Origin of the sequence: Proteiniclasticum sp. C24MP (assembly GCF_043951855.1) — a bacterium.
GTDB lineage: Bacteria > Bacillota > Clostridia > Clostridiales > Clostridiaceae > Proteiniclasticum.
In genome coordinates this window covers 1-25,923 of the sequence record NZ_JBINJW010000023.1, presented here as the reverse complement: position 1 = coordinate 25,923, position 25,923 = coordinate 1, and the positions used below count along the sequence as shown (strand labels likewise).

Annotated in this window: 26 protein-coding genes and 1 tRNA gene; 15 read left to right on the top strand and 12 right to left on the bottom strand. The window is 45.2% G+C overall.

Annotated elements, in window-relative coordinates; all coding sequences use genetic code 11:
• Positions 1-269: 269 nt before the first annotated feature.
• Both ACHAL6_RS12695 and ACHAL6_RS12690 read right to left on the bottom strand, forming a co-directional pair.
• Positions 270-1,472, bottom strand: a complete 1,203-nt coding sequence (locus ACHAL6_RS12695; RefSeq protein WP_395271047.1) for an AI-2E family transporter — start codon at positions 1,470-1,472, stop codon at positions 270-272.
• 181 nt (positions 1,473-1,653) lie between these two features.
• Complete coding sequence (locus ACHAL6_RS12690; protein ID WP_395271046.1) at positions 1,654-1,800, bottom strand: hypothetical protein; 147 nt, start codon at positions 1,798-1,800, stop codon at positions 1,654-1,656.
• 295 nt (positions 1,801-2,095) lie between these two features.
• Between ACHAL6_RS12690 and ACHAL6_RS12685 the strand changes: the two genes are divergently transcribed.
• Entirely contained in the window at positions 2,096-2,995 is a 900-nt protein-coding gene (locus tag ACHAL6_RS12685) for a M15 family metallopeptidase (RefSeq protein WP_395271045.1), read from the top strand.
• Between the two features lie 106 nt (positions 2,996-3,101).
• Here the strand turns inward: ACHAL6_RS12685 and ACHAL6_RS12680 are convergent, their stop codons facing one another.
• From ACHAL6_RS12680 to ACHAL6_RS12660, 5 genes are all read right to left on the bottom strand, one after another.
• Positions 3,102-4,460 carry an SH3 domain-containing protein gene (locus ACHAL6_RS12680; RefSeq protein WP_395271044.1) on the bottom strand — a complete coding sequence of 453 codons (1,359 nt, stop codon included), beginning with the start codon at positions 4,458-4,460 and terminating at the stop codon, positions 3,102-3,104.
• A gap of 190 nt (positions 4,461-4,650) precedes the next feature.
• Positions 4,651-5,616, bottom strand: coding sequence for a DUF697 domain-containing protein (locus ACHAL6_RS12675; RefSeq protein ID WP_395271043.1), 966 nt, complete (start codon positions 5,614-5,616; stop codon positions 4,651-4,653).
• Between the two features lie 92 nt (positions 5,617-5,708).
• A complete protein-coding gene (locus ACHAL6_RS12670) occupies positions 5,709-6,830 on the bottom strand; it encodes a DHHW family protein (RefSeq protein WP_395271042.1) in 1,122 nt (373 codons plus the stop codon).
• A gap of 12 nt (positions 6,831-6,842) precedes the next feature.
• Positions 6,843-8,243 (bottom strand): MBOAT family O-acyltransferase, encoded by a 1,401-nt coding sequence (locus tag ACHAL6_RS12665; protein ID WP_395271041.1) that lies wholly within the window; start codon positions 8,241-8,243, stop codon positions 6,843-6,845.
• 68 nt (positions 8,244-8,311) lie between these two features.
• Entirely contained in the window at positions 8,312-8,800 is a 489-nt protein-coding gene (locus ACHAL6_RS12660; protein WP_395271040.1) for a DUF4358 domain-containing protein, read from the bottom strand.
• A gap of 205 nt (positions 8,801-9,005) precedes the next feature.
• On the opposite strand from ACHAL6_RS12660, the gene ACHAL6_RS12655 reads away from it, so the two are divergent.
• Positions 9,006-9,875: a 2-hydroxy-3-oxopropionate reductase gene (locus tag ACHAL6_RS12655; RefSeq protein ID WP_395271039.1), complete on the top strand. Its 870-nt coding sequence runs from the start codon at positions 9,006-9,008 to the stop codon at positions 9,873-9,875.
• Positions 9,876-10,004: 129 nt separating this feature from the next.
• Positions 10,005-10,442: a DUF188 domain-containing protein gene (locus ACHAL6_RS12650; RefSeq protein WP_395271038.1), complete on the top strand. Its 438-nt coding sequence runs from the start codon at positions 10,005-10,007 to the stop codon at positions 10,440-10,442.
• A gap of 56 nt (positions 10,443-10,498) precedes the next feature.
• On the opposite strand, the gene ACHAL6_RS12645 is transcribed toward ACHAL6_RS12650, so the two are convergent.
• Positions 10,499-10,867: a hypothetical protein gene (locus ACHAL6_RS12645; protein WP_395271037.1), complete on the bottom strand. Its 369-nt coding sequence runs from the start codon at positions 10,865-10,867 to the stop codon at positions 10,499-10,501.
• 279 nt (positions 10,868-11,146) lie between these two features.
• Here ACHAL6_RS12645 and ACHAL6_RS12640 point away from each other — a divergent pair, with 279 nt between their 5' ends.
• Positions 11,147-12,148: a Gfo/Idh/MocA family protein gene (locus ACHAL6_RS12640; protein WP_395271036.1), complete on the top strand. Its 1,002-nt coding sequence runs from the start codon at positions 11,147-11,149 to the stop codon at positions 12,146-12,148.
• A 177-nt stretch (positions 12,149-12,325) separates the two neighbouring features.
• On the opposite strand, the gene ACHAL6_RS12635 is transcribed toward ACHAL6_RS12640, so the two are convergent.
• From ACHAL6_RS12635 to ACHAL6_RS12625, 3 genes are all read right to left on the bottom strand, one after another.
• The gene (locus ACHAL6_RS12635; RefSeq protein ID WP_395271035.1) at positions 12,326-13,066 is read right to left on the bottom strand and encodes an NlpC/P60 family protein; all 741 of its coding nucleotides are present in this window, start codon (positions 13,064-13,066) and stop codon (positions 12,326-12,328) included.
• A gap of 156 nt (positions 13,067-13,222) precedes the next feature.
• Positions 13,223-13,438 carry a hypothetical protein gene (locus ACHAL6_RS12630; RefSeq protein WP_395271034.1) on the bottom strand — a complete coding sequence of 72 codons (216 nt, stop codon included), beginning with the start codon at positions 13,436-13,438 and terminating at the stop codon, positions 13,223-13,225.
• Positions 13,439-13,610: 172 nt separating this feature from the next.
• A complete protein-coding gene (locus ACHAL6_RS12625) occupies positions 13,611-14,147 on the bottom strand; it encodes a guanylate kinase (protein WP_395271033.1) in 537 nt (178 codons plus the stop codon).
• A 154-nt stretch (positions 14,148-14,301) separates the two neighbouring features.
• Here ACHAL6_RS12625 and ACHAL6_RS12620 point away from each other — a divergent pair, with 154 nt between their 5' ends.
• From ACHAL6_RS12620 to ACHAL6_RS12570, 11 genes are all read left to right on the top strand, one after another.
• Positions 14,302-15,573: an HlyC/CorC family transporter gene (locus tag ACHAL6_RS12620; RefSeq protein WP_395271032.1), complete on the top strand. Its 1,272-nt coding sequence runs from the start codon at positions 14,302-14,304 to the stop codon at positions 15,571-15,573.
• A gap of 195 nt (positions 15,574-15,768) precedes the next feature.
• On the top strand, positions 15,769-17,211 hold the full coding sequence (gene treP, locus ACHAL6_RS12615) for a PTS system trehalose-specific EIIBC component (protein WP_395271031.1): 1,443 nt from the start codon (positions 15,769-15,771) through the stop codon (positions 17,209-17,211).
• Positions 17,212-17,255: 44 nt separating this feature from the next.
• Positions 17,256-18,929, top strand: coding sequence for an alpha,alpha-phosphotrehalase (gene treC / locus ACHAL6_RS12610; protein ID WP_395271030.1), 1,674 nt, complete (start codon positions 17,256-17,258; stop codon positions 18,927-18,929).
• 28 nt (positions 18,930-18,957) lie between these two features.
• A complete protein-coding gene (gene treR / locus ACHAL6_RS12605; protein ID WP_395271029.1) occupies positions 18,958-19,674 on the top strand; it encodes a trehalose operon repressor in 717 nt (238 codons plus the stop codon).
• A 155-nt stretch (positions 19,675-19,829) separates the two neighbouring features.
• Positions 19,830-20,276, top strand: a complete 447-nt coding sequence (locus ACHAL6_RS12600; protein ID WP_395271028.1) for a nucleoside deaminase — start codon at positions 19,830-19,832, stop codon at positions 20,274-20,276.
• Positions 20,269-21,156: a phosphatidylserine decarboxylase gene (locus ACHAL6_RS12595; RefSeq protein ID WP_395271027.1), complete on the top strand. Its 888-nt coding sequence runs from the start codon at positions 20,269-20,271 to the stop codon at positions 21,154-21,156. The genes ACHAL6_RS12600 and ACHAL6_RS12595 overlap by 8 nt, the downstream gene beginning before the upstream one ends.
• Before the next feature lie 80 nt (positions 21,157-21,236).
• Positions 21,237-22,367 carry a patatin-like phospholipase family protein gene (locus ACHAL6_RS12590; RefSeq protein ID WP_395271026.1) on the top strand — a complete coding sequence of 377 codons (1,131 nt, stop codon included), beginning with the start codon at positions 21,237-21,239 and terminating at the stop codon, positions 22,365-22,367.
• Between the two features lie 3 nt (positions 22,368-22,370).
• Complete coding sequence (ltaE, locus tag ACHAL6_RS12585; protein WP_395271025.1) at positions 22,371-23,396, top strand: low-specificity L-threonine aldolase; 1,026 nt, start codon at positions 22,371-22,373, stop codon at positions 23,394-23,396.
• 44 nt (positions 23,397-23,440) lie between these two features.
• Positions 23,441-23,517: transfer RNA gene (locus ACHAL6_RS12580), tRNA-Arg, on the top strand.
• 166 nt (positions 23,518-23,683) lie between these two features.
• Positions 23,684-24,940: an MFS transporter gene (locus ACHAL6_RS12575; protein WP_395271024.1), complete on the top strand. Its 1,257-nt coding sequence runs from the start codon at positions 23,684-23,686 to the stop codon at positions 24,938-24,940.
• A 161-nt stretch (positions 24,941-25,101) separates the two neighbouring features.
• Positions 25,102-25,551 carry a GNAT family N-acetyltransferase gene (locus tag ACHAL6_RS12570; RefSeq protein WP_395271023.1) on the top strand — a complete coding sequence of 150 codons (450 nt, stop codon included), beginning with the start codon at positions 25,102-25,104 and terminating at the stop codon, positions 25,549-25,551.
• A 73-nt stretch (positions 25,552-25,624) separates the two neighbouring features.
• On the opposite strand, the gene ACHAL6_RS12565 is transcribed toward ACHAL6_RS12570, so the two are convergent.
• On the bottom strand, positions 25,625-25,849 hold the full coding sequence (locus tag ACHAL6_RS12565; protein WP_395271022.1) for a hypothetical protein: 225 nt from the start codon (positions 25,847-25,849) through the stop codon (positions 25,625-25,627).
• Between the last annotated feature and the right edge of the window lie 74 nt (positions 25,850-25,923).

Genomic DNA, 25,923 nt, shown 5'->3' with positions numbered 1-25,923 from the left:
TTACATTTCCATATGAAGAAATGATGATCAATATATGTGATTGGTACACAGGTTCCTTCATGGACATGGAAATCCTGCATGGCATTCATCGACAAACGTCATGCATTTCTTCTGGAACAGCTTACCAGATATATGCTCTATAGATGGCCTGTCTCTGGCATCGTGAAACTTATGGAAAGAAAATGATCATCCGGGAATCCTCCGGACCAGGTCTTGAAAGGAAAAAGATCACTTCAGGAAAAATCTGAAGTGATCTTTTTCTCTATACATCAGTTTTCCTGTCTTTCTGCAGGCTCCACATAGCCTTCTTTCTCATAGGCTTTCGTCTCCTCCGGGAGTCCTTTCTGTTTCAGTCTGGATTCGATGATTTCCTTTATCACGGAATAGATCAGCACAAATAAAGGCACACCTACAATCAGTCCTGCCACACCCATGATCTTGCCTGCCACGAGAATGGAGAACAGGATCCAGAAGGAGGAAATCCCCATGGATTCTCCAAGAATCTTCGGTCCGATATAGTTTCCGTCCAGCTGCTGAAGCAGCAGGATGAAAACAAGGAACCAGAGGGCTTGAACAGGAGAAACAAAGAATATGATGATGACCGATGGGATGGCGCCGATAAAAGGTCCGAAGAAAGGAATGATGTTCGTCACCGTAATGATGAAACTGATCAGCGGAACGTAGGGCATGCCGAAAAGACTCAGCGCCAGAAATGCGATGATCCCGACGATGATGGAATCCAGCACTTTCCCTACCAGAAACTGACTGAAGATTCTCTGGGTTCTTCCAAACAGTTCCAGAATTCTCGCTGCGCGAGCAGGATTCAGCAGTCCATAGATCACTTTCTTTCCAGTGGAAATGAACTTCTTCTTGTCTGAAAGCATATATAGAGAAATGATGATGCCCAGAAAGACATTCCAGATGGATGTGGCCGTATTCCGGATGAAACCAATGGTTGCAGGCAGCAGACCCACTGCCAGATTATTGATGGTTTCTCCCAGCTCATTCCATCTTGTGTTGATGAAATCCACGACTCTAGGATCGAAAGTATAGGCTTCAGTGAACTCGTTGATGTATTCACTGATTTCACTTATGTATCTTGGCAGCTCCATCACAAGACCCGTGATGCTTAGAACCAGCTGAGGCAGGATCACAGCAAAAAACAGTCCGATGAATGCAACAGCTAGGATGTAGGAGACGGTCAGCGCAAGTACTTTTCTCAGCTTCGCATACTTCTCATCCTTCATTCGTGTCCTGTTCATCTGCTTTTCCACAAAAATCATGAAAAAATTGAGGATGTATGCAATGACAAATCCATACAGGAAGGGATAGAGCACGGATATATAATTCCCTACCGCCTTGGTGAACCCATTCAGCCCGGACAGGATAATGAAAAACAGAATCACTGAGGACAGAACGATAAATGAATATACAGCGATGGTGTTATATTTAGAATTCCAGTTGATTTTCATATGTAATACAGCCTCCAGACACTTTCACTCTCTTAAGTATAAGCTAAAATCTTAAATCAGTCCTAATATTAAAGCAAAATTAAGGAGATTCCCAGGAATCCTGAAATCTTTCTTTTACCGTAAATAAAAAGGATCGAGCATATATTTCTTGCTCAATCCATTCTTATCTGTTTCGAAGAATCTACTTCTTCTCGTTTCTATTCAGCAGTACCCATAGAATATAGTTGTTCAGAGATCTGAAATCCGCTTCTGCTTCCTTTGAAAGCTCTTCCTTCAGTTCTACAGGCATGGTGAATAATATTTTTGTCTTTTCGTTTTTGTTCATCATCGTTTTGTCTCCTTTTTATAGTTTCTATTTGTTACTATATGTTTAATCAAATCACTCTGTCAGTTACTATTATACTATAGATATCTTTAAATGTTAATAGAACATCTAAAAATGTATAGGTGTTTTCACCTTCCAAGTAAAATATATTACAACAATTAGAGATTATACCAAATAACAGCATCATATAGCAATAGTGTTCAGAAAAAAATAATATATTTATTCAGTAGTCCGGCTTGATATAACATGGTAGTGCTGCGTTATAATTTATAGAGAATAAGGAAGGAGGCGATTCCTGATGAAAAAACATACTCTTGCCAGTAGATCTCTAAATATCCTCATTGTGGTTCTTCTGATTCTTCTTTTCGCAGTGACTGCAGTACTTCTGAAAGAAAACCGTGAATCTTCCACCGCAGAGAGTGAACTGGAGCTTCTTCATGAATCTATTGGGCAGCTGCGCGAAGAAGTGGACGTGCTTACTTCAGAAAACGAAAGGCTGGTCACGGATAATGATCAGCTGCAAATCCGCTTGGATGAAATGAGTGAAACACTTGAAGAAAGAGATTCGGAAAAACTGAAAATGGAAGAGGAGAATCTGAGACTTATAGAAGAGCTGCATAAATCCAGAGAGAAATCAGAACTCTTTGTCTATCAAGGTCTTGTGAGGGTCCTGGATATTGATGGTTCACTTTCCATCGATCTGAGATACGCCACTGAAGACAATTTCACAGGTCAGCGCGTCTATCCCGCTGACGCACCTGCGCTATTGACCCTTGATACAGCTTTAAAACTTAAAAGAGCCAATGAGAGGTTTGAAAAAGACGGCTATCGGATCAGAATCTGGGACGGATACCGACCTAAATCGGTCCAGGAGATTTTCTGGGAACTGGTTCCAGACCCGAGGTATGTGGCAGATCCTGCCAAAGGATCTATTCACAACAGAGGCGCCTCCGTTGACATCACGCTGGAAGATCTCCAGGGAAATGAACTGGAAATGCCCACAGCCTACGATGATTTTTCCGAGAAAGCCTCCAGAAACTATCAGGGCAGCAGTGCGACTGCCAGAGAAAACATGCTCTATCTTACCAGAATCATGGAAGAGTCCGGCTTCACGGGCCTATCCAGTGAGTGGTGGCACTTTGACGACAAAAGCAGGACCTATCCCCTACTGGATGTGGATTTTCAGGTATTCAACTAGATCGATGCTGAAAGAGGTATCAGCGTGGGATGTTCCAGACATCTCTGCTGATACCTCTTTTATCTGCTTCTCTTTCTGTGAAATGAGGATCTCAGAACCCCTTTCATCAGTTGACCATTTCATTAACCGTCACAAACTGGTATCCTGCATCTCTTAATCGCTTCAATATGGTGGGCAGACCCGAAACAGTCTTGTCGGAATGCATGTGCATCAGGATGATTCCGTTCTGCGATGCATTGTTCACTGCAGTGTTTATGACATAATCTGTGGTGATCGTCACGCCATCTCTCACAGTCGCCCAGTCACTGGTGTCCACTGACCATAGCACAAAATACTTCACGCCTTCCTGACCGGCAATGGTTCTCGTTCTTGTATCATAAGCACCGTAAGGTGGTCTCACAAGCAACGGATATTTTCCTATGGCACTGTAGATGGCATTTTTCGCCAGTCGGATCTGATCTCTTATTTCCGCATCACTTAACCTGGTCAGATCTTTGTGCGCATAGGTATGACTTTCTACGGAATGTCCGCCCGCTGCGATTTCTCGGATCAGGATAGGGTTGTTCTTCACAAAATCGCCATTGGGAAAGAAAGTTCCTTTTGCGCCATAGCTTTTCAGAGAAGCCAGAATCGATCGAATCTGGGCTGCAGTTCCATAATCATCAAAGGTCAGTGCAATTCTTTTCACAGAAGAGCTTACATTTCCTTTATTGATGACTACCGCCGGCGCACCTGATGGAGATGTTTCCGGTAACGTGGATGGTGGTGTACTGGATAAGTATAAGGGGCTGGCGTATCCTTCCCTGGTTCCATATCTTACCCTTGGCCAGGCATATTTCGTATCCAGAATGGATACCTTTGACCCCCTAGGCATGGTCAGAATAATGGAATACCCGGTACCAGGTCCTGTTCTCAGATTAAGGTCAGCTGTGGTATAGCGCACAGGAAGCTCAGCTGGAGCAGATGTGCTGAGATAACTGGAGCTGGCATAGCCTGTTTTTCCTCCATAACTCACCTTATACCATATGCTGCTTGTATCTATAACGGTTACCTCTGCTCCTTTGGGAATGACCAGAATCACCGCATAGGATGTTCCCGGACCTGTTCTCATGTTGAGATTCGTTGTGGTATATCTTACAACGCCGGTTTCGATTTTCAGATAACTGCTGTGGGCATATCCGTTTTTACCACTATAAGTGACCTTGGCCCAATCTCCTGAATAGCCGTTTACGATGACCTTTGCACCTTTGGGTATCACAGTAATCACTGAATATCCAGTTCCAGGACCTGTTCTCATATTCAGATTTGCCGTGGTGATCATGGTTTCCGAAGCTTCTACCGCAACCTGATTCTGTTTCGCAGAAAATAGACTGATATGATCCGCATGATGACTCAAAAATGTACCTGATAGCAGCAATAAGAATAATGAGACAAGCATTCTGCAAAGAAAATCTGCAGCTTTCATGATGAACTCCTCCTTATTTTTTCTGCCGGTACTAGTACTGTTCAATCATTCTATCACCCTGAGAAAAAAATAAAACACAGAGTGGTGACAAAGAATCCTCCGCTCCCTGCAGCGGGGATTTCATGGCCATTCTGTGCTTCTCTATGATATTGTGAAATTTCTCTGTTTAGATAGAATTTCTCTCTCCCGATCATTCTTCCTGTTCCACACCCTGTTTACGCCGGAAAATCTTTCTGGTAGCTCCCTTAGCCGCTTTTCCGAAAGACTGGACCACAAGAGAAGTGTTATCCTTGATGATTCCTCCCAGAAGACTTATGGCTTCTATGGAAGAGGATCTTCTGATCACTTTCTTGTCCACCTCCACCACGCTTCCACTGTATCTCTTCGCCATGGCCCCAACCCTCAGACAGAGCAGTGCATTCACAGACCCTTCTGTGATGGAATTGATCAGTATGTTCGTCACATAGACGGTTCCTGGAATGAGGCTTCCCAGACTTCCTCCAAGAATCGATGCGATGACCGGTTCCAGCTGATCATCCATGAGGTCAAGATCCTCCACGCTTCGTGCCATAAGGACGGTTCCGAAGACGTTTCCGTACAGATAGACGATTTCACGAAGACCTGGTCGCTGATTGTAGATATGCGCCACTTCCCAGATCATCTTTCCAAGGCTTGTGAGGACGAAAAGACTGTCCAGCGCGCCGTTCTGTGAGATGGCGGTGGTCAGAAATACCGAAGAGGCACCGTTTTTCACAATCCTCCCTGCCTCCCCATCGAGGATTGTAATGGCTCTGTCCACTTCTTGTCTGAGATCTTTTTCTTCCGCAAAGACAAAACCTTTGGCTTTCAGGTAGGGATTCCCGCTCATCCTTTTCTTTAGTGTATCCAGATATTCAGGATAGAGAGGATCCTCTATGGATTTCGGCACTTCCGGTTTTCTGCGAAGACTCAGAAGTCCCACCAGTGGAATGATGAGCACCAGGCCTAGAAGAACAATGAGAAGAACCAGTGTGAAGTAGCCGAAATAAGGATTTATATTGTAGGTAAGCTCATAAATCTGCGCTGTCTGGTTCACTGCAAAAAGAAGAAAGAGAATCAGTATCACGAAAGCTGCATAGATCAGACTTCTTTTCACCGGACGAATGATTGAATCCATGGTAGCACTCCTTTGCACACAAAGTATCACAATGCATTTTTTATTTCATTTTACCATGATTCGGAAGTATTTTGACAGTTTCTCCTCTGATCCTAGAATGCCAGTTTTCTTAAATTCGGGTCTTCTCCTATGGTGTCCATCCCGTAAACGAGGAGTACTCTACTAAACCCTTCCTTTTCGATATACGCTGAAAGACTCGCATTATAGTATCTCAGATCCATATAATGCACTTCACTGAAGCTTTCTGCCAGATACGGAATCATGGCGTTGGCGTAGGAGTCCTTCAGCACAAGCACCTTCTCCTCTCGCTCTGCCTGATTGTTTCTGATCTTTATCAGCGGATGGTTCCCATCCAGATACACTTTGTATTTGTCTCTTTCATCCAGGTTCTCCTTGAAAAGAATCCGCTCTTCCAGACGGTCTTCGCCAGCGTACTCCACGGTGTACTCCTTTTCCGGGAATTCATAGAGCACAAAGTCTTCTCCCTTCGTGAAGGTTCCTCTGAATCTGGAGTAAAGGGTCCCCTGAAACCCGGAAGTTTTGTGCACAGTCAGGGAACTGTTATCCACAGGTTCCAGTGAAAGTGTGTGCATAAGCTCCTCATAGGCAAGATAAGCTCCATACTGTGTCCAGTGATGATCCGTTCTGAAGTAGATTTCTTCATGGTCCTTTTCCTGAAGCTTTTCAAGAACAGGCACTACCTGACTATCTGCAGCTTCCTTCAGAATCTGCTCATAATACGCCTTCTCCATAGCAGAATTTACGAAGGAGGGCAGTTTCTCCTCCAGAACCATGGAGGAAGGTGGTGCAAGGATCAGCGTAAGCCTGCTATTCCATTTTCCGGCTAAGATGTCCATGGCTTTCAGGTTATCCGATAGGATCTTCTCCTCATAAACCCCGGGCTTTCTGAACAGGTAACCGTCCTGTCCTTTATAGACTCCATTGTTCTCTTCTTTTCCCAGAAGAACTTCCACATCCGATTTCAGATTGATCAGAAGGTCTCTCAGAGGAAACTGATCCTGCACATAGGATTCCACCCTTTCTGCCAGAACACCCGACTTCATCAGGTCTTCATCCCATCTGATCTCCTCTGTGAGCACTCTGTTTTCCAGGTCCGAAAACCGTCTGGACGGAAGAAGGATGTTGGTGATGAGCGGAATCAGAAGGATCCCAAGTACCAGAAGAAGCAGTCTTTTCTCTTTTTTCTGTTTCATTTCCCTTCCCTCCTAAAATCTGAAGTACAGAAACGGATTGTATGCACCATCCACAATATAGGCTGCAGATAGAAGGAATATCCCAAGCAGCACCATGGCTGATACCACTGTCTGAGACCGCCCTCTTCTGTCCAGAAACTGAAGATATCTTCGGTAAGGCCACGGTGTGGAAAAAAGGAGAAGCAGCAGGAAAAGCAGGGCGTATCGGTCCATGAGATATAAAGAAAATTCATCCATAAGTGCACCCTTTCCTGCCATGACCTTCAGATAGCCTGACAGGTGAGAAAGATCTTCCAGTGCAAAGATCACAAAGCTTACGAGAAGCACCGGAAGCGTGTAGACTCTGGAAAAGAGTTTTCCCGACTTTTCAAGAAACTTCCTGAGAAGGGTCTTCTCCAGGATCAGCACCACCGCAAAATACATGCCCCAAAACACATAATTCCAGGACGCTCCATGCCAGAAGCCCGTAAGCATCCATACCACAGCAATATTTCTCAGTGTGATCCATCTTCCTTTTCGGTTTCCGCCCAGAGGAAAGTAGAGGTAGTTTCTGAACCATTTTGACAGACTCATATGCCACCTTCTCCAGAATTCAGTGACGCTCCTGGATATGAAAGGATAATTGAAGTTTTCAAGAAAGTCGAATCCGAAGAGTTTTCCAAGACCGATGGCCATATCCGAATATCCGCTGAAATCAAAATAGATCTGAAGAGAAAAGGCGGCTGCACCGATCCAGGCCGTGACTACTGTGAGCTCCTCCACAGGAATCATCTTCACCTGCTCCCACAGTGCGCCGATGCTGTTGGCAAGAAGCACTTTTTTTCCCAGCCCCAGAATGAATCTGTGCATTCCCTCAGTCAGATGGGAAAGATCCGTTTGCCTCTTTTCCAGCTGCTTCTCCACATCCTTATAGATGACAATGGGTCCTGCGATGAGCTGAGGAAACATGGAGACATAGGTTCCGAAGGTGATGAGATTCTTCTGGGCTTTCACCTCTCCCCTGTATACATCGATGCTGTAGGACATGGTCTGGAACGTGAAGAAGGAGATTCCGATGGGCAGCGCCACGGAAAGGAGCTCCCTATCCGTTCCGAAAAACAGATTGGTGTTTCCGATGAAAAAATCAGCATACTTGAAGAATCCAAGAAGGCCCAGATTTGCTGTAATGGAAAGAATGAGAAACACTTTCGAAAGATTCTTCCGGTGTCTGAACTTTTCAATGAAAATTCCGTTGAAATAATCAATGAAAATGGACAGAAGCATGATGAGTATATACACAGGCTCACCGAAGCCGTAGAAGAACAGACTCACAGCAAGTAAGACCGCATTCTTCATGCGGTCTGGCACCATATGATATAGCAGGATGGTCAGCGGGAGAAAATAGAACATAAAAGCGGCACTTGAAAAAACCATAACGGACTCCTTGTACTTAAAATCATGAGAAAAAGCCTATACCTACATATAAGCTTTTCAGGTGAGTGTTATTTGAAATATCCTTTGAAGATTTCTTCGGCCTTCTCCACATTCTCATGAATGACGAAAACCAGATATTTTCCATTGGTTTCCGTATAGTAGTTTTTCGCATTTTCATACTGATCCGGCAGATACTGTTCAAAACTCTTCTGTACCGCTTCCGCACGTTTCACAATGGCGGCTTCCACTGTTTCCACATCCTTGACATCCTTCACTTTGAATACGGAGTATTCCTGTGTGGTCACATTCATCATAGGCATATTTGCATCGTATTCCTCGAGAAGGGAAGCGTCCAGTTCGTAGAACTGAAGCAGCGTCTCATCATCCAGCGGAATCATGGAACCCCATTCAAGCTCCTCCAGAATCTTGTCACCGATCTCCTTCACTGGTACATTGACTTCCTGTCCACCCTCTTCCGGTGTGCTCTGTTCGCCGCATGCGGCAAGACTCACCACCATCACTGCTGATAATAGTATTCCCAGTAGTTTCTTCTTCATGTTATCCTCCAAAATGTATAATCTTTTTACTGATGACCTAGCTTGAATTATATAGAGAGCGCTATTTCAGGTGGTTACATTCCTGTTACACCAAAGTGACAAAATGATTTCTGCTCCAGCACGGTTTTCATGCGGAAAACCATCCCCTCGAAAATTCATGGTATAATATTCATATATAAATTCTGAGAAAGGTGTGAGATAAGATATGAAAGTCGGATTCATCGGTCTAGGCATCATGGGCAAACCCATGGCACTGAATCTTATGAAAGCGGGTCATGAACTGAAGGTCTACAATCGTTCCAAAGAGGTTGTTGAAGAGCTGGTTTCTTTAGGTGCACAGGCAGCTGCAAGTCACGGAGATGCTGCAGTAGGGGTGGATGCCCTGATCACCATGCTGCCCGATTCTCCGGATGTGAAGAAAGTCATGATCGGAGAAAACGGTGTATATGACTCGGCAGGAGAAGGTCTGCTCTACATCGATATGAGCTCCATCCTGCCTGAAGTCTCTGTTGAAGTGGGAGAAAAACTAAGGGAGAAGGGCATCCATATGCTGGATGCACCGGTATCCGGAGGAGACCAGGGTGCCATAGCAGGAACCCTGGCCATCATGGCAGGTGGGGAAGAGGAAGACTTCAGAAGAGCAGTTCCTCTTTTTGAAGCCATGGGCAAATCCTATGTGCTGGTCGGACCTCTCGGCAGCGGAAACACCTGCAAACTCACAAACAACATGATTGTTGCAGGAAATATCGCGATACTCTCCGAAGCCCTGCTTCTATGCAGAAAATCCGGAACGGATCTGACAAAAGTTCTGGATGCCATTAGAGGTGGCTCTGCAGGTTCTGCTGTTCTGGAGAGTAAATCTCCGAGAATCCTCCATGAGGATTACAACCCGGGGTTCAAAATCGATCTTCATATCAAGGATCTGAGAAATGCCCTGATCACAGGAACAAAGCTTCATATTCCCATGCCACTGACAGAAGAGATCCTCGGCATGTACCGGGAGCTGAGTGAAGACGGTATGGGCAATGACGATCACAGCGCACTGTTCCGCTACTTCGAAAATCACAGCAGTTGATTCTTTTATGCAGTGAGACAGCACCAGAAAGCTTCAAACGCTTTTCTGGTGCTGTTCTTTGCCCTTTATGCCCTATCCTCCCTCTGCCTTTTCCTGTATAATTGAGAAAAACAACCGAAGGAGCAGAACATGCGAATTTTTATTGATGCGGACGGCTGTCCTGTGGTGAAGCTCACTGTTTCACATGCCAGAAAAAACGGAATTCCTGTAACCATCGTGAAGAACTACGCCCATGTCATTGAAGATGACTATGCGGAAATCGTGACGGTGGATATATCAAGCGATGCTGCGGATTACTACATCGCCAACAAGATCACCAGAGAAGACATCCTGATCACGCAGGATTATGGTCTCGCAGCCATGGCTCTTTCCAAAGGGGCATATATTCTCAATCAGAATGGGCTCCTCATCCACAACGGAAACATCATGACCCTTCTTGATCGCAGACATATCAATCAGAAAATGAGAAAAAACAGCCGGATCTACACGAAGATCAGAAAGAGAACCCCTGAAGATGATGAAGCCTTTCTTCTTTCACTGAAGAAACTGATAAACGATGCCATATAGCACACGCAAAGAAGAGCTGCAGGATCACATTGCATGGATCTGCAGCTCTTCTTCTCTTATATCATGCAGTTCAGATTGACATCTACTCTCAGATCTTCCCCGCCAGTGATTTCCTTGAACCGGTCAAACAGTTTTCTTCTCAGCGGTTCTTCCACCGATTCTTTCACCTCTACCGGTGACTTGAATACGCCTGTGATTCTTTCATTTCTTGTTTCCAGTTCAAACTTTCCATCAAAGGTCATATAATCCTTTCTCATTTCATCCATCAGATCCTTTACGGACTCCTTGAGGAACCGTTCAATAAGATAGGTCTTATACCCCTCTTCCCTGTTTCCGGATTCTACCAGATAGCGTTCGAATTTCTCCTTGAACGTTTCATTCATGGGTAGATCCACTGTATAATTTATCTTCACATTATTTTCCAAATCGGTCACCTTCCTTTACTATATAAGTCTATCACAGAACTCTGAACCCTTTGTGACCGTGCTGTGAAAAAACAACAAACCATGCACCCCTGAAGGCATCCGGTTGAATTGCCCTAGGAAGAAGTTTCAACTCGGATTCACATAAGAACACATACCGCAGGAACTGCCACCATCCCTGATAGAAGAATCACGCTAGGTATTTCCTCTCCGTCTCATGTATAATAAAAGAAACGCAGAACGTGTTATAGGATAACCAAACATCAAGGAGATGATAGCTATATGATCCGATATGCAACCATCGGCACTGGATTCATAACAGACTCATTCATAAATGGAGCTGCCAAGAGCGGTGAGATGAAGCTCGCAGCAGTCTATTCCAGGACAGAAGAAAAAGGAAGAAAGCTTGCCCTGCAGTACGGAGAAGATGTGCTCAGCTTCACAGACCTGGAGAAGCTGTCAAAGTCCAGCCTCATAGATGCAGTCTATATCGCCAGCCCTAACGCCATGCATGCTTCCCAGGCAAAGCTCTTTCTTCAGCACGGAAAGCATGTGCTGGTGGAAAAGGCCGCGGCTTCCAATGCCATGGAACTGATGGAAGTCATGAACCTGGCACAGGAAAAAGGCCTCGTGTTCATGGAGGCCATGAAGTCTCTCACCATGCCCGCATATCTGCTTCTCAAGGAAAATCTCCACAGAATCGGCAGAATCAGAAAATACGTCGGTATCTACTGTCAATATTCCTCAAGATACGACAGGCATAAATCCGGTGAACCGGTCAACACCTTCCAGAAGAAGTTCTCCAATGGTGCTCTGATGGACATCGGAATCTACTGCCTCTATCCCCTCGTGGACCTCTTTGGAGAGCCTGAGATCATAAAGGCGCAGGCAACGATTCTTGAAGATGGCGGGGTGGACGGATCCGGCTCCATGCTCCTCAAATACAGGGACATGGAGGCCGCTCTCCTATATTCGAAGATCAGCGATTCCCATCTGCCTTCTGAAATTCAGGGAGAGAAGGGGAGCATCCTCATTGACAGAATCGGCAGTCCAAGAGAACTCACCCTGATGCTCAGAGATGGCAGCAAAGAGGTTCTGGTGCCGGAAACAGAGGAAGAAGATATGGTCTACGAAGCTCTTGAATTCGTGAAGACCATCCGGGAAAACCGATCCTTTTCCTCCATCAATCACAGGCATCTGGCAGAATCCGTCCACAAGGTCATGGATGAAGCCAGAAGACAGGTGGGTCTCTCTTTCCCCAGTGACGAAAAGTACAGAAAATGAACCACCTGAAAAGAAGCAGGAAAAGAGCTCACACTCTTTTCCTGCTTCTCTGTTTCAGCATCTCTTTTCTAGATCAGCGCCGCTGCAAATACGGAACCTACCAGACCGAGTAAAATTACGATTGCCACGATTTTTGTGATCATATCACGCTTCTTATACAAATTAAACACCTTCCTTTTACTTCACAAATTCTATGTTGGGTCTTCTGTAATAGACAAACTGCGTCGATGGCGCAGAGGGGGAAAACTTGTTGCCGTACATATCCAGATTGTTTCTCTTCAATGTATTATTAAGAGAAACAACCACTCTGCCCTCTTCCAGACCTTCGGCCTTGTATTGTACCCCACCGGCATGGATGAAGGCTTTTTCTTCGCCTATCTCACCGATGTAGATGCCCACATGGTTCACTTTGCTGCCTTCAGGCACCATGGAGAATCCGATGTCTCCCACCTGAAGCTCCGACTCCATGACCGATGTGGACTGATCCCAGAGTCTGGTGGAAAGAGGACCTGTTTCGCTGCTTTTTTCGCTGAGCGCTTTCCCTGTGAGGTTATAGAACACCCAGTCCACAAACGCTCCGGATCCTATGGGTCCGTCAGGTCTGCCCATAGTCAGCTCCTCCTGCCCTAACGCAAAAGGATGGTTGATGAGAATCTGAGATAAGGCCACAAGATCTTCTCTTGAAGCTGTCCCATCCGCAGACACCATTTCCGTATATTCCGTATTTCCGTCATAGCTTACGCTCTTGCTGAAGAACATCTCAAATAGACCATTTCGGTCTAAAAGACTTACTGTAAGAACAATAAGAATCGTGATGATCAGGCCAAGCCATATTCTTCTTTTGCGACGATTCCTGCGTCTGATCTCCTGTACTCTTTTAACTCTTTCATTTCCATGAAATCTTAATCTATCTTCCAATTACATTCACCCGTTGGTATATATTCACCTTATTATAGCAGTTCTTTCCCGGTTTTTTACTAGAATATCATCATCATGCGAAAAACATGTGCAAAAAAGAAAAACCTGACTGCTCAGGCTTTATTCTATCGGAAGATTATTAACTCACGTTTAAAACTATTCTGTAGAACTCTTAAATTTTGGTCTGAAAATAATAGCCCATAAAACAAATACCACCAGTAATGTGGCCATCGCAGCGCAGAATGCCTGAAAATAGACATCAGATGCACTACCCATGGATGATTTCGATACTTCTTCACTGGCAAACACTGTCTGTGACAGGCTTACACTCATCGCCATCATCAATAATACTGATTTTTTCAAACACCCCATCACTTCTTCGCCTCCAATCTACTTACATGGTAGCAGAATATTTCAGGCATATTGTAAACAGAGGTTAAACTTTTCTCGAACATGAGATAAATATTGTCAGATTCTGATGTTTCTTGGGGTCAGCAAATGCTTATCCGCCTTCGATCATTCGGAGCGTTCTCTTCCTTCTGCTCTATTTTCCGTGCATGGACTTCAGTGCATGGTCCACCATCTTGAAGAGGGTTTTTTTAGAATAATTATTATCCAAAATAACATCCGCATAGAAACGCTGACCGGCTTCCTTGTTTTTTCTGTAGGTGTCGATTCTTCTTCGGATGGACTGCCTGCTGTCACCTCTTCTTTTCATTCGCTCTCTCAGTTTTCGCGGAGAACTTTCCACATAAATGATTCTCACTGAATCTTCGTATTTTTCTTTGAATGCCTTTGCACCATTGATATCGGTGACGGCAAAGACATCTCCCTCTCTTGACTTCTTTTGGACCTCTTCCAGTGATACTCCATAGAAGTTTCCGGCATAGAAATTCTCCTCCACCTTAAGGATCTTGTGGAAGGCAGGTTCATCCACAAAATGGTAGGCTTCTCCATTCACTTCTCCTGGTCTTGGTTCTCTAGTGGTATGAGAAATCAGCTCCCTTATTCCTTTTTCCTTCAGATATTCTCCCACCAGTGTCTTTCCGGACCCGGAAGGTCCTATGATAATGTATATCAAAAGTCATACCACCTTTGCTCTTTTCACATATTTTATCATTATTGCCGTATTAATTCCCAAATTTCTGAAATTATTTTATCTTTACTTGTTTATTTGCTATAATTACTTATTATTAAGAACATGAAAAATACAGAATTATAGGAGTTGATTTATTTTGGACCCGAGTTCGTGGCAGATTTTTTTACTGATTATACTGGTTTTACTTTCCGGATTTTTTTCTTCAGCAGAAACAGCCTTCACAGCGGTGAACAAGCTGAAGCTCAGACATTTTGCAGAAGAAGGAAATCACAGGGCAAAGAGAACTTTACGACTGATTGACAATCCGTCAAAACTGATCAGCACATTACTTATCGGAAACAACATCGTCAATATCTTCGCATCCGCTCTGGCTACCCTTGTAGCAATCAACAGATTCGGCATGGGAGCCACTGCAATTGCCACTTCCATTTTGACAATTGTGATTATTATTTTCGGTGAAATCACTCCGAAATCATTTGCTACACAATACGCCGAGAAAGTCTCCATGGCCTATTCAAGACCAGTGGGCATTCTCATGGTCCTTCTGACACCACTTGTCATCATTTTCTACAGCATCGCCTCAGCCATCATCAAGCTTTTTGGCGGAAACATCAATCAGGGGCATCCTCTGGTCACAGAGGCTGAGCTGAAAACCATGATGGATGTGGGAAGTGAAGAGGGTGTGTTTGAAGAGGAAGAAAAAGAGATGGTATTCAACATCTTCGATTTCGGCGATCTTCAGGTGAAGGACGTTATGGTTCAAAGAGTCGATATCTGCGCCATCGATGTGGCCGCGGATTATAATGAAGTGAAAGAAATCATCACCCAGGAACAGTTTTCCAGATTCCCTGTCTATAAAGAAGACATTGATGACATCATCGGCGTGCTCAACGTGAAGGATCTCCTTTTCATCGAGGAAGAAGACAAGGAAAACTTTGATCTGAAGAAATATATCAGAGAACCCTACTACGCCTATGAATTCAAGAGAATCCCTGAACTGTTCAAGGAACTCAAGAGAACAAGAACTCACTTGTCCGTCATACTGGATGAATACGGCGGTACAGTTGGTATTGCGACCATAGAGGATCTTCTGGAGGAAATCGTCGGTGAAATCGATGACGAGTTCGATGAAGACCGCGAGACCGATATAGAGACCATTCGCAAAAATGAATATATGGTTTCAGGCTCCTATCGTCTGGATGATCTGAATGAAAACATCGGAACGGACATCGAATCAGAAGAGTTCGACTCTATCGGTGGATATCTCATCGGCATCCTGGGCACCTTTCCTGAAAACGGTGAAGTCATCGAAACAGATGGAATCAAATTCATCGTGGAAGAAGTGGACAAAAACCGTATCAAGAAAATCAAGATGATCATGAAAACCACCCCGGCACAAGCACAGTAAGGAATCCTCAGGGATTCCTTTTTTCTTTGAAGCTGAATGGTTATTCATGTTGTAAACGTTTTATAAATTATCTGATTATTCCTTTGTAAACGTATTGACAAACCTATACGTACAGGTTATATTTTTAGTGATATGACTTATACGTACAAGTTACACCGACTTGTGTGTAGATGTCGAAAAATAAGGAGGATTAAAATGGGAAAGTACACTGAAGATGCACAAAAGATGCTCGAACTCGTTGGTGGTAAAGAGAACATTTCCGCCGTCACCCACTGTGTCACAAGAATGCGCTTTGTTCTGGTGGATCCGAAAAAAGCCGACATTCCGAAAATCGAAGCCCTGAAAAGCGTGAAGGGAAGCTTCACCCAGGCAGGTCAGTTCCAGGTCATCGTCGGCAATGATGTGGCCGAGTTCTACAATGAATTCGCTTCCGTTTCCGGTATTGAAGGCGTGTCCAAAGATGTTGTGAAGCAGTCTGCAAAATCGAACATGAACTGGGCACAGAGGCTGCTGGCAAATCTTGCAGAAATCTTTGCACCCCTTATTCCCGCACTGGTTGTCGGAGGTCTTATCTTAGGTTTTAGAAATTTTCTTGAAGCAGTACCGATTTTAAACGGCGGTGTGGACACCATCGTCTCCCAGTATCAGTTCTGGGCTGGTGTCAATCATTTCCTGTGGATCATCGGTGAAGCGATCTTCCACTTCCTGCCTGTAGGAATCACCTGGTCTGTGGCCAGAAAGTTCGGAACCACACAGATTCTTGGTATTGTTCTGGGTATTACACTGGTATCTCCTCAGCTTCTGAACGCCTATGGCGTTGCAGGCGGAGCAGAAGTTCCATTCTGGGATTTCGGATTTGCGAAAGTGGATATGATCGGATATCAGGCTCAGGTCATCCCGGCCATGCTGGCAGGATTCGCGCTGGTCTATCTTGAGAAATTCTTCAAGAAGATCGTGCCGGAGTATCTGTCCATGATTCTTGTGCCTTTCTTTGCCCTGGTACCCACTGTGCTTCTTGCTCATATCGTCCTGGGCCCCATCGGATGGGTCATCGGCGATGCCATCTCCTCAGTGGTATATGGCGGACTCACTTCCGCATTCGGATGGCTCTTCGCAAGTGTATTCGGATTCCTCTATGCGCCGCTGGTCATCACCGGTCTTCACCATATGACCAATGCCATTGACCTTCAGCTCATGAATGAATTCGGTGGAACCAACCTCTGGCCTATGATCGCTCTATCGAACATTGCCCAGGGTTCAGCGGTGCTTGCCATAGTATATCTCCATCGCGGAGACAAGGAAGAGCAGCAGATTTCCATACCTGCAGCCATCTCCTGCTACATGGGTGTCACAGAACCTGCCATGTTCGGTATCAACATCAAATACATCTATCCGTTCCTGGCAGCCATGATCGGTTCTGCCATTGCAGCCATCGTTTCCGTAAGCTCAGGTGTCATGGCAAACTCCATCGGTGTCGGTGGACTTCCAGGATTCCTGTCCATTCAGCCGAAATACATACTGGTCTTCATACTCTGTATGATCATCGCCATTGTAGTTCCCTTTGTTCTCACCATCTTCTTCGACAAGAAGGGTATTCTCAAAGGAAAAGGAATGGACTTTAAACTGAAGTACTTCTAAAAACTGAACACATGAAAAAAATGAAGGAAAGGAGTGATCAGGACTTGAAGAATTTTAACGACAGTGTCATCTATCAGATCTATGTGAAGTCCTTCATGGATTCCAACGGGGACGGCCTTGGGGACATACCCGGAATCACAAGCAGACTGGATTATTTAGAGAAACTGGGTGTGGATTATCTCTGGCTTACTCCTGTATTTGTATCGCCGATGAACGACAACGGTTATGATGTGGCCGACTATTATAAGGTGGACCCATCCTTCGGAACCCTGGAGGATTTAGAACATCTGATATCCGAGGCGAAGAAGAGAGGCCTGGGCATCATGCTGGACATGGTGTTCAATCATACCTCCACCCATCATGAATGGTTCCAGAAAGCATTGAAGGGAGATCCTATATATAAGGATTACTACATTTTCAGAAAAGGAAAGGCCGGAGGCCCCCCTACCAACTGGATATCAAAATTCGGCGGAAATGCCTGGGAATATGTTCCTGAATTCGATGAATACTATCTTCATCTGTTTGATAAGACTCAGGCGGATCTCAACTGGGAAAATGAGGCGGTAAGAAAAGAACTCTACAAGATCGTCAACTACTGGCTGGAAAAAGGCGTCAGCGGATTCCGCTTCGATGTGGTCAATCTCATTTCAAAACCCGATGAATTTCTGGACGATGACCTGGGAGACGGAAGAAGATTCTATACCGATGGACCGAAAATCCATCAGTATCTCAAGGAACTCAACAGAGAAACCTTCGGCAGAGTGGAGGATACCATCACCGTCGGTGAAATGTCCTCCACCACCCTTAAGAACTGCGTAAGGTATTCCCATCCAGAAGAGGATGAGCTCAGCATGGTCTTTAATTTCCATCATCTGAAAGTGGACTACGACAAAGGAGACAAGTGGTCTCTTATGGATTTCGACTTTCAGGAGCTCAAGAATATCTTTGATCACTGGCAGTCCGGCATGGATGAGCATGGAGGCAATATGGCGCTGTTTCTCAGTAACCATGATCAGCCAAGAGCCCTATCAAGATTCGGGGACGACAGGAACTACCCCAAAGAATCCGCAAAAATGCTGGCCACCACCCTCCATATGCTCAAAGGCATTCCCTATATCTATCAGGGAGAAGAATTCGGCATGACCAATGCCTACTTCACCTCCATTGACGAATACCGGGATGTGGAGAGCACCAACTACTACAATATACTCAAAGAGAAAGGTCTTCCTGAAGAGAAGATCATCAGAATCCTTCAGGCCAAATCCAGAGACAACGGCAGAACACCGATCCTCTGGAATGGAGAAGAGGGACATGGCTTCACCACAGGCACTCCATGGATTCCCTTCAGTAAAACGAAGGGTGTCAGCGCAAAAGAGGACCTCCATGATGAAAACTCCATCTTTGCGTACTATCAGAAACTCATACAGCTGAGAAAAGAAAATCCGGTGATTCAGAAAGGATCCTACAGGATCATCGACAAGAATCATGAAACGCTCTTTTCCTATCTGAGAACCCTGGGAAAGAAAAGTGTTCTTGTCATCAGTAATTTCTATGGTGAACAGGTGTATTTCGAACCTGGACAGTATGACCTGCCTGAATTCAGCCTGGAAAACTATAAGGTCCTTCTTGGAAATTACGAAGCACTCAGCTGGGAGAAAGGGAAAATTTCAGTAAGACCTTATGAAACCATGGTATTAAGCATTGAGCCTCATAAATAGTCATGGTATTATGGATTGGGTGATGTGAATGGCAAAGTATTCAGCTTTATATAACAAAATACAGAAAGATATAGAAGAAGGTATCCTGAAACCGGGAGAAAGACTTCCATCGGAGAAAGAACTGATGGAAACCTATGATCTTTCCAGAGATACAGTAAGAAAATCCCTTGGCCTTCTTGCGGCCAACAGCTATATCAGAAAAATCAAAGGAAAAGGGTCCTTTGTTCTTGAAATGAACCGATTCGATTTTCCTGTGGCAGGACTCATCAGTTTCAAGGAAATGGCGAAGCGCACCAACATGAAGAGCCATTACACAGAAGTGGTTCGGCTCCATCTCCTGAAGGAATCGGCTTTCCCCGTGCATGCGGTGGAACAGAATGAACTGAAGGACATCTGGGAACTCATCCGTGTGAGAGTCATCGATGGAAGAAGAGTGATCCTTGATAAGGACTACTTCTACAAAGATGTGGTGGGTGAGCTTACAGAGGAAGTCTGCAAAGGATCCATCTACGAATATTTCGAGAATGAACTGGGCATTACCATCGGACATGCGCACAAGGAAATCATCATAGAAAAAGCCACCGAAGAGGACCGGAAGAATCTTGATCTCCAGGACTATGACGTTGTGGCCGTGGTGAACTCGCTGGTGTATCTGGAAACCGGAAAACTTTTTCAGTTCACGCAGTCCAGGCACTGTCCGGATAAATTCAGATTCATCGATGTGGCAAGAAGAGTCCGGCCCTGATCTGTATGAAAGAATCAAACCAGGCATCACAGCATATGTGGTTCCTGGTTTCTTTTTCTTTTAGTGGCGGAAAACCCCAACTTCCATTACAATGATTCTAATGGAAAAACTGAAGCAGCATGACGCGGCTTAGGGAAGGAAGAGCGACAGAGAAAATGATGGATTATTATAAGGAAGCCCTGCTGGAGGCGAGAAAGGCCTATGACGAAAATGAAGTGCCTGTAGGCTGTGTCGTGGTGAAAGACGGCGAGATCATCGGCAGAGGAAGAAATCACATGGAAGGCAGCAGCGATCCTTCGGGACATGCGGAAGTCCTTGCCATCAGAGAGGCCGCGGAAAAACTCGGCACCTGGAGACTCACCGGATGTACACTCTATGTGACACTGGAACCCTGTCTCATGTGTTCCGCACTGATCCGCAAATCAAGAATCGGCAAAATCTACATCGGCGCCATAGAGCCCCGTGAGGGTGCTTTCGGAAGTGCACTGTCCATCAATGACCTTCCCCCCAGAGATCATCATGTGGAAGCTTTCTGGCTGTATGATCCGGACTCTGAAACCCTGCTCAGGAATTTTTTTAAGGAGCTACGACGAAATGATTGAAGTATACGACAGAAAAGAGAAACGAATGAAGGAGGAACAGGTGGTGGGAGGAAGTCTTCTGAAGCTCCTCTATGAAAAATCCTATGGGAAGCCTTTTCTTTATTTCGTGAAGAGAAAGATCTTCTCTGACCTCTACGGCAGACTCATGGACACAAAATGGTCCAGGCGCCTGATCAGAGGTTTCATTACAGACCACAACCTGAACATGGAGGAATCCATGAAGTCCGAAGAGGATTTCACCACCTTCAATGAGTTTTTCACAAGAAAGCTGAAGCCCGAAGCAAGGCCTTTTGATACGACCCCAGAGACTCTTATCAGTCCCTGTGATGCAAGGCTTCTGGCTTTTGATGACATCCATGTGGAGGAAGTGATTCAGGTGAAGGGTCTCACCTATGCGCTGAAGGATCTGATTCAGGATGAGTCCCTGGCGGAAAAATATGAGGGAGGCACAGTCATGATTTTCAGGCTCAATCCTCTGGATTATCACAGATTTCATTTTCCTGATGACGGCGTTCCCCATCCCACCCATACCATGGACGGTCTCTACTACTCCGTGAATCCGGTGGCACTCCAGTCCATTCCAAGGCTTTATGTGGAAAATAAAAGAGCGGTGACGAAATTCGACAGTAAGAACTTCGGACCCCTTCTTTTTGTGGAAGTAGGCGCCACCAATGTCGGCACCATCGTCCAGACCCACAAGGACTGCTCACCTGTAACGCGCGGAAGCGAAAAGGGATATTTCCGGTTCGGAGGGTCCACCCTGATTCTTTTCGCAGAAAAAGACCGGGTCAGGATGGATGAGGATCTTCTTCTGCGCTCTCTAGATGGTATCGAGACCAGAGTGCTCTTCGGCGAATCCATTGGAAGAGCTGCAAATTAATAAACAGTTTACGCAAAAGAAAGAATCTGGAAAGAGTTCTGCTGTAAGCTTAGCATACAGTAAAGAGAGGAGATGATTTCATGTATGGCCTTGCATTAGGCGGAGGAGGCTCCCGAGGATCCTATGAGATCGGGGTTCTGAAGGCGCTGAAGGAAATGAATATTGAAATCGGCGCCATTACAGGCACATCCATCGGAGCCATCAATGGGGCTTCCTTTCTCATGGGTGATATGGAGCTCATGGAGGAAATCTGGAAATCCTTAAACAGAGATTCTCTGATCAAGTTTAAAGATATCAGCATTCCTGATATCATTAAGAACAGAGGGTTTGATTTTGACATCCTCATGGACCTCCTGAACAAACACATTAAGGAGGAAGTGATCCGGAAGAATCCCATCGATTTCGGAATCGTCACCTATAATCTCAGCACCCGCGAACCAGTGGTGCTGTTCAAGGAGGATATTCCCGAAGGAAAGCTTGTGGAATATGTGGGCGCCAGCGCCAACCATCCTTCCTTCGAAAGACTCACCATAGAAGGGGAAGCTTATATCGATGGAGCCGTCTACAATAATATTCCAGTACTCCCTCTGTACGAGAAAGGATACCAGAACATCATTGCCGTGAACCTGCACACCTTCGGTGACTGGAAAAGTCTACAGGGGCCTTACAACCTGGTGGAGATCAAGTCTGAAAAGCCTCTGGGTTCCGTTCTGTTCCCAGATCCTGAAACCATCAGGAAAAACATGACATACGGTTATCTGGATACCCTGAAGACCTTCGGAAAAGCACACGGGTACCACTACTACTTCAGAACCCTGGATGATTTCACGCTCCTGAACTCGCTGAGCGCAGAAGAGATCAAAGAGTTGAGAAGAGAGGTGAGCCCGGTCTTTCTCAACAAGACTCTGGGGCACTATGAAAACAAGCTCAGGGAAGATTATTCCCTCACCTTATCTGGACTTGAAATCACAGCTGAAATTCTGAAAATCGACAATACGAAGATCTATGCACATCAGGGAGAACTTCTTGATGAGATCTTCATGGCGGTCAATGAGATCGTCAAAGGCAGCACCAGACTCCCGCTGAAGGAAAGCATCATTTTCAAAGAACTGGATTCAAAGGCATTCAAGGCATTGGAACTGGCAGCCCCGAAAGTTGCCATCGCCAATCTCTTCCTGAAAATCCTTCAAAATAGAATTATAGGAGAGTAAGTTATGAAAAATATTGATCTGAGAAGCGACACCGTCACCCATCCCACCGAAAGAATGAGACAGCTCATGTCCACCGCCCCTGTAGGGGATGATGTCTATGGGGATGACGAAACGGTCATAAAACTGGAGAAGAAAGCAGCAGAGCTCCTGGGAAAGGAAGCTGCCATGTTTGTACCCTCTGGTGTTTTCGGAAACCAGGTTTCCGTTCTCACTCATACCAGAAGAGCTCAGGAGATCATCCTGGGTGAAAAATGCCATATCATCGAACATGAAGCAGGCTCAGTAGCCCTCATATCCAATGTGCAGACAAGAACCATCGATGACAGAAGTGGTGAAATGAATCCGAAGGAAGTGGAAAGAATCATCCGCAAGGCGGAAGACATCCATTTCCCGCATACTGGTCTCATCTGTGTGGAGACTGCCCATTCCACTGGTAATGTGGCCTCCTTGGAGAATCTGAAGGAAATTCATACCATCGCAAAGAAGTATGGCATACCGGTTCATCTGGATGGAGCAAGACTCTTCAACGCCGCTGCCTATCTAGGTGTGGAAGGAAAGGACATCGCAGAGAATGCCGATACTGTCTCCCTCTGCCTCTCCAAAGGCCTCTGCGCACCGGTAGGATCCGTTGTGGCAGGCACAGAAGAGTTCATTCATGAGGCAAGAAAGAACAGAAAGATTCTTGGCGGAGGCATGCGGCAGGCAGGCATTCTTGCAGCTGCAGGACTGGAAGCGCTTGAAATGAGAAAAAGACTGAAAGAGGACCACGAAAACGCAAAGTATTTCGGCGAAGAACTGGATAAGATCCCAGGGATCAAGGTCCATAAGGATGCCATCAAGATCAATATGATCTTCTTCCAGATCGAAAAAGAGAATTTCGATGAAGCGCATTTCGTTTCTTATCTCAAGGACAGAGACATTCTCATCAATGGTCAGGATGGTGGTCTGTTCCGCTTTGTGACCCATTACTACATCACTCGTGAAAGAATCGATGCGGTCCTTGAAATTCTCAAAGATTATTTCAGATAGAAAATTGAAAATCCGGCTTAATTGTGGTAATATGATTAAGTTCAGCAGTGGTAGCTCAGCTGGATAGAGTAATCGGCTACGAACCGATCGGTCGGGGGTTCGAATCCCTCTCACTGCACCATAACCAATGAAATCCTCGGGTTTCATTGGTTTTTGTTTTGCCCTGATAAACGAATCTGTTCCTAAATGTCATTTCCTGTATTTAACTTTAGAGTGATGAAGTTCGTCTTGTGCTACAATATTTCTTATATATGACACAGAATATGGAAAAGGAACGGTTAAACACATTGAATAAGTTATGGACAAGAGATTTTAAAATAATAACCATAGGATCCATCATCTCCATGCTCGGAAATTCCGTTGCAGGATTTGCCATCGGACTTCTGGTACTGGATTATACCCAGTCGACACTGCTGTTTTCACTTTTCATGGTGGTCTACAATCTGCCTAAGATCGTAGCGCCCCTTTTTGCAGGTCCGTATCTGGACCGCTTCTCCAGAAAGAAAGTCATCTACACCCTGGATTTTTTCTCCTCGGCGGTCTTCTTTCTGATGTTTCTGCTTCTCCGAGCCGACTGGTTCAATTATCCGGTGTTTCTCGGAATCGTGCTCCTCATCGGAACCATCGATGGTGTATACAGTGTAGCCTATGAAAGCTTCTACCCGAATCTCGTATCCAAAGGGAACTTTTCCAAGGCTTACTCCATTTCCAGCATGATCTATCCCCTGGCTGCCTTCATGGTGCCGGTGGCCTCAATCATCTATACAACTACAGGATCTGCTGCACCGCTCTTCGCATTCAATGCGGTGACTTTTTTCGTAGCGGCTCTCTTTGAGACCAGAATCGGATATACCGAAATGCATATGCAGGAGAACCAGAGTGAAGATAAGGGTTTCTCCATGGTTTCCTATAAAGCGGACTTCAAAGAAGGTCTCCAGTACATGAAAGAGGAAAAAGGGCTTCAGGTCATCACCGCCTATTTCTTCATCACCATGTTTGCAGGGGGCGGAATCCACATTCTCCACCTGCCCTTCTTTAAAAACAACCCTGAACTCTTCGCCAATATTCCAATCAACGTGGTGACGCTTTATACCATCATCAGCAGTTTCGGCGTACTGGGAAGACTTACAGGCGGATTTATTCATTACAAGTACAAATACCCCGTGGACAAGAAGTTTCTCATCGCCATCATCGTCTATACCACCATCGCCCTCCTGGAAGCCTTCAATCTCTACTTCCCGGTGCCTCTGATGATGCTGAGCTTCTTCATTATCGGAATCATGGGCGTCACATCCTTCAACATCAGAATCTCTGCCACCCAGTCCTATGTACCTGATGTGAAGAGAGGAAGATTCAACGGGACCTTCCAGATGATCGTTTCAGCTGGTAATATTCTGGGACAGCTCCTGGCAGGATTCCTTGGAGAACTCTACCACGAAAGACACATCATCATGATGTTCATGGCCGTGAATCTTCTGGCTGTAATCTTCATCATGTACAATAAAAGAGAGCATGTCAAAAAGATCTATAACAGAAGAGTCTAGCTCTTCTGCCATAGATCTTTTCCTTTTTCGCTGAAAAATAGTGTTCTCATTGTTCTACTCCCTGAAATCAGGTATACTTTCTTCAATAATCATTTATTCACCCTTCTCCGCAGCTTCAGGATGAATCACCGGAGAAGGAAATGGATGAACTGGAGGCGACTATGTTTATTATCAGGGAAATCAGTCCTCGCTCAACACTCCAAATCAGGCAGAAGGTTCTTCGTCCCTATCAGCCCGTGGAAGCATGCGTCTATGATACGGATGATGCAGAGGGTTCTTTTCACGTAGGTGCCTTCCATGACGGTAAACTAGTCAGTATCGCTTCCTTCTGCCCGGAACATAATGAGGAGTTAGAAGGAGCCCTGCAGTATAGGCTGCGTGCAATGGCGACGCTTCCGGACTATAGAAGAATGGGTGCAGGAAAGCTGGTTGTGCGCTATGCTGAAGAAATCCTTGAAGCGAAAGGCACTGAAATACTTTGGTGCAAAGGAAGAACATCGGTCACGGAGTATTACAGAAGACTTGGATTTCTCCCCCATGGAGAAGTGTTTGATTATCCTCCCATTGGTCCTCATATACTCCTGTGCAAAAAACTCACAAACAGATCATAAGATTGGATGGTTCCAGGAAAATCTTCCGGGAAACAGAAAAGGGATTCCTTCGAATCCTTTTTCATATCTCTGTTCAGTCCGCTTTCACCGAAAGATGCCTCTCTATCTTTCTGATGAGATTCTCCATATCCGTTATATCCTCTTTCAGCTCCAGTGAGTTCACCACAGGCATGCCGTCATGATCCACCTCACCATAGGTTTCGATGTCGATCATGGCCTCATGAAGTTCCTGGGCCTGGTCTTTCGCATTTCTGATATATTTGAGCAGCTTTTTAAGCTCTTCATTTGAGAATTCCATTATATTCCCTCTCGCTTCTTTTTACCTATATCATACCATAGGCCGTTTTTTCCATATAGAAGAAAAACCAAAGA

What these genes read in the sequence shown, in the direction of transcription:
- ACHAL6_RS12695 (WP_395271047.1), bottom strand. Translation starts at nt 1,472, where the DNA reads ATGAAAATCAACTGGAATTCTAAATATAACACCATCGCTGTATATTCA.
- ACHAL6_RS12690 (WP_395271046.1), bottom strand. Translation starts at nt 1,800, where the DNA reads ATGATGAACAAAAACGAAAAGACAAAAATATTATTCACCATGCCTGTA.
- ACHAL6_RS12685 (WP_395271045.1), top strand. Translation starts at nt 2,096, where the DNA reads ATGAAAAAACATACTCTTGCCAGTAGATCTCTAAATATCCTCATTGTG.
- ACHAL6_RS12680 (WP_395271044.1), bottom strand. Translation starts at nt 4,460, where the DNA reads ATGAAAGCTGCAGATTTTCTTTGCAGAATGCTTGTCTCATTATTCTTA.
- ACHAL6_RS12675 (WP_395271043.1), bottom strand. Translation starts at nt 5,616, where the DNA reads ATGGATTCAATCATTCGTCCGGTGAAAAGAAGTCTGATCTATGCAGCT.
- ACHAL6_RS12670 (WP_395271042.1), bottom strand. Translation starts at nt 6,830, where the DNA reads ATGAAACAGAAAAAAGAGAAAAGACTGCTTCTTCTGGTACTTGGGATC.
- ACHAL6_RS12665 (WP_395271041.1), bottom strand. Translation starts at nt 8,243, where the DNA reads ATGGTTTTTTCAAGTGCCGCTTTTATGTTCTATTTTCTCCCGCTGACC.
- ACHAL6_RS12660 (WP_395271040.1), bottom strand. Translation starts at nt 8,800, where the DNA reads ATGAAGAAGAAACTACTGGGAATACTATTATCAGCAGTGATGGTGGTG.
- ACHAL6_RS12655 (WP_395271039.1), top strand. Translation starts at nt 9,006, where the DNA reads ATGAAAGTCGGATTCATCGGTCTAGGCATCATGGGCAAACCCATGGCA.
- ACHAL6_RS12650 (WP_395271038.1), top strand. Translation starts at nt 10,005, where the DNA reads ATGCGAATTTTTATTGATGCGGACGGCTGTCCTGTGGTGAAGCTCACT.
- ACHAL6_RS12640 (WP_395271036.1), top strand. Translation starts at nt 11,147, where the DNA reads ATGATCCGATATGCAACCATCGGCACTGGATTCATAACAGACTCATTC.
- ACHAL6_RS12630 (WP_395271034.1), bottom strand. Translation starts at nt 13,438, where the DNA reads ATGGGGTGTTTGAAAAAATCAGTATTATTGATGATGGCGATGAGTGTA.
- treP (WP_395271031.1), top strand. Translation starts at nt 15,769, where the DNA reads ATGGGAAAGTACACTGAAGATGCACAAAAGATGCTCGAACTCGTTGGT.
- treR (WP_395271029.1), top strand. Translation starts at nt 18,958, where the DNA reads ATGGCAAAGTATTCAGCTTTATATAACAAAATACAGAAAGATATAGAA.
- ACHAL6_RS12600 (WP_395271028.1), top strand. Translation starts at nt 19,830, where the DNA reads ATGATGGATTATTATAAGGAAGCCCTGCTGGAGGCGAGAAAGGCCTAT.
- ACHAL6_RS12595 (WP_395271027.1), top strand. Translation starts at nt 20,269, where the DNA reads ATGATTGAAGTATACGACAGAAAAGAGAAACGAATGAAGGAGGAACAG.
- ACHAL6_RS12590 (WP_395271026.1), top strand. Translation starts at nt 21,237, where the DNA reads ATGTATGGCCTTGCATTAGGCGGAGGAGGCTCCCGAGGATCCTATGAG.
- ltaE (WP_395271025.1), top strand. Translation starts at nt 22,371, where the DNA reads ATGAAAAATATTGATCTGAGAAGCGACACCGTCACCCATCCCACCGAA.
- ACHAL6_RS12570 (WP_395271023.1), top strand. Translation starts at nt 25,102, where the DNA reads ATGTTTATTATCAGGGAAATCAGTCCTCGCTCAACACTCCAAATCAGG.
- ACHAL6_RS12565 (WP_395271022.1), bottom strand. Translation starts at nt 25,849, where the DNA reads ATGGAATTCTCAAATGAAGAGCTTAAAAAGCTGCTCAAATATATCAGA.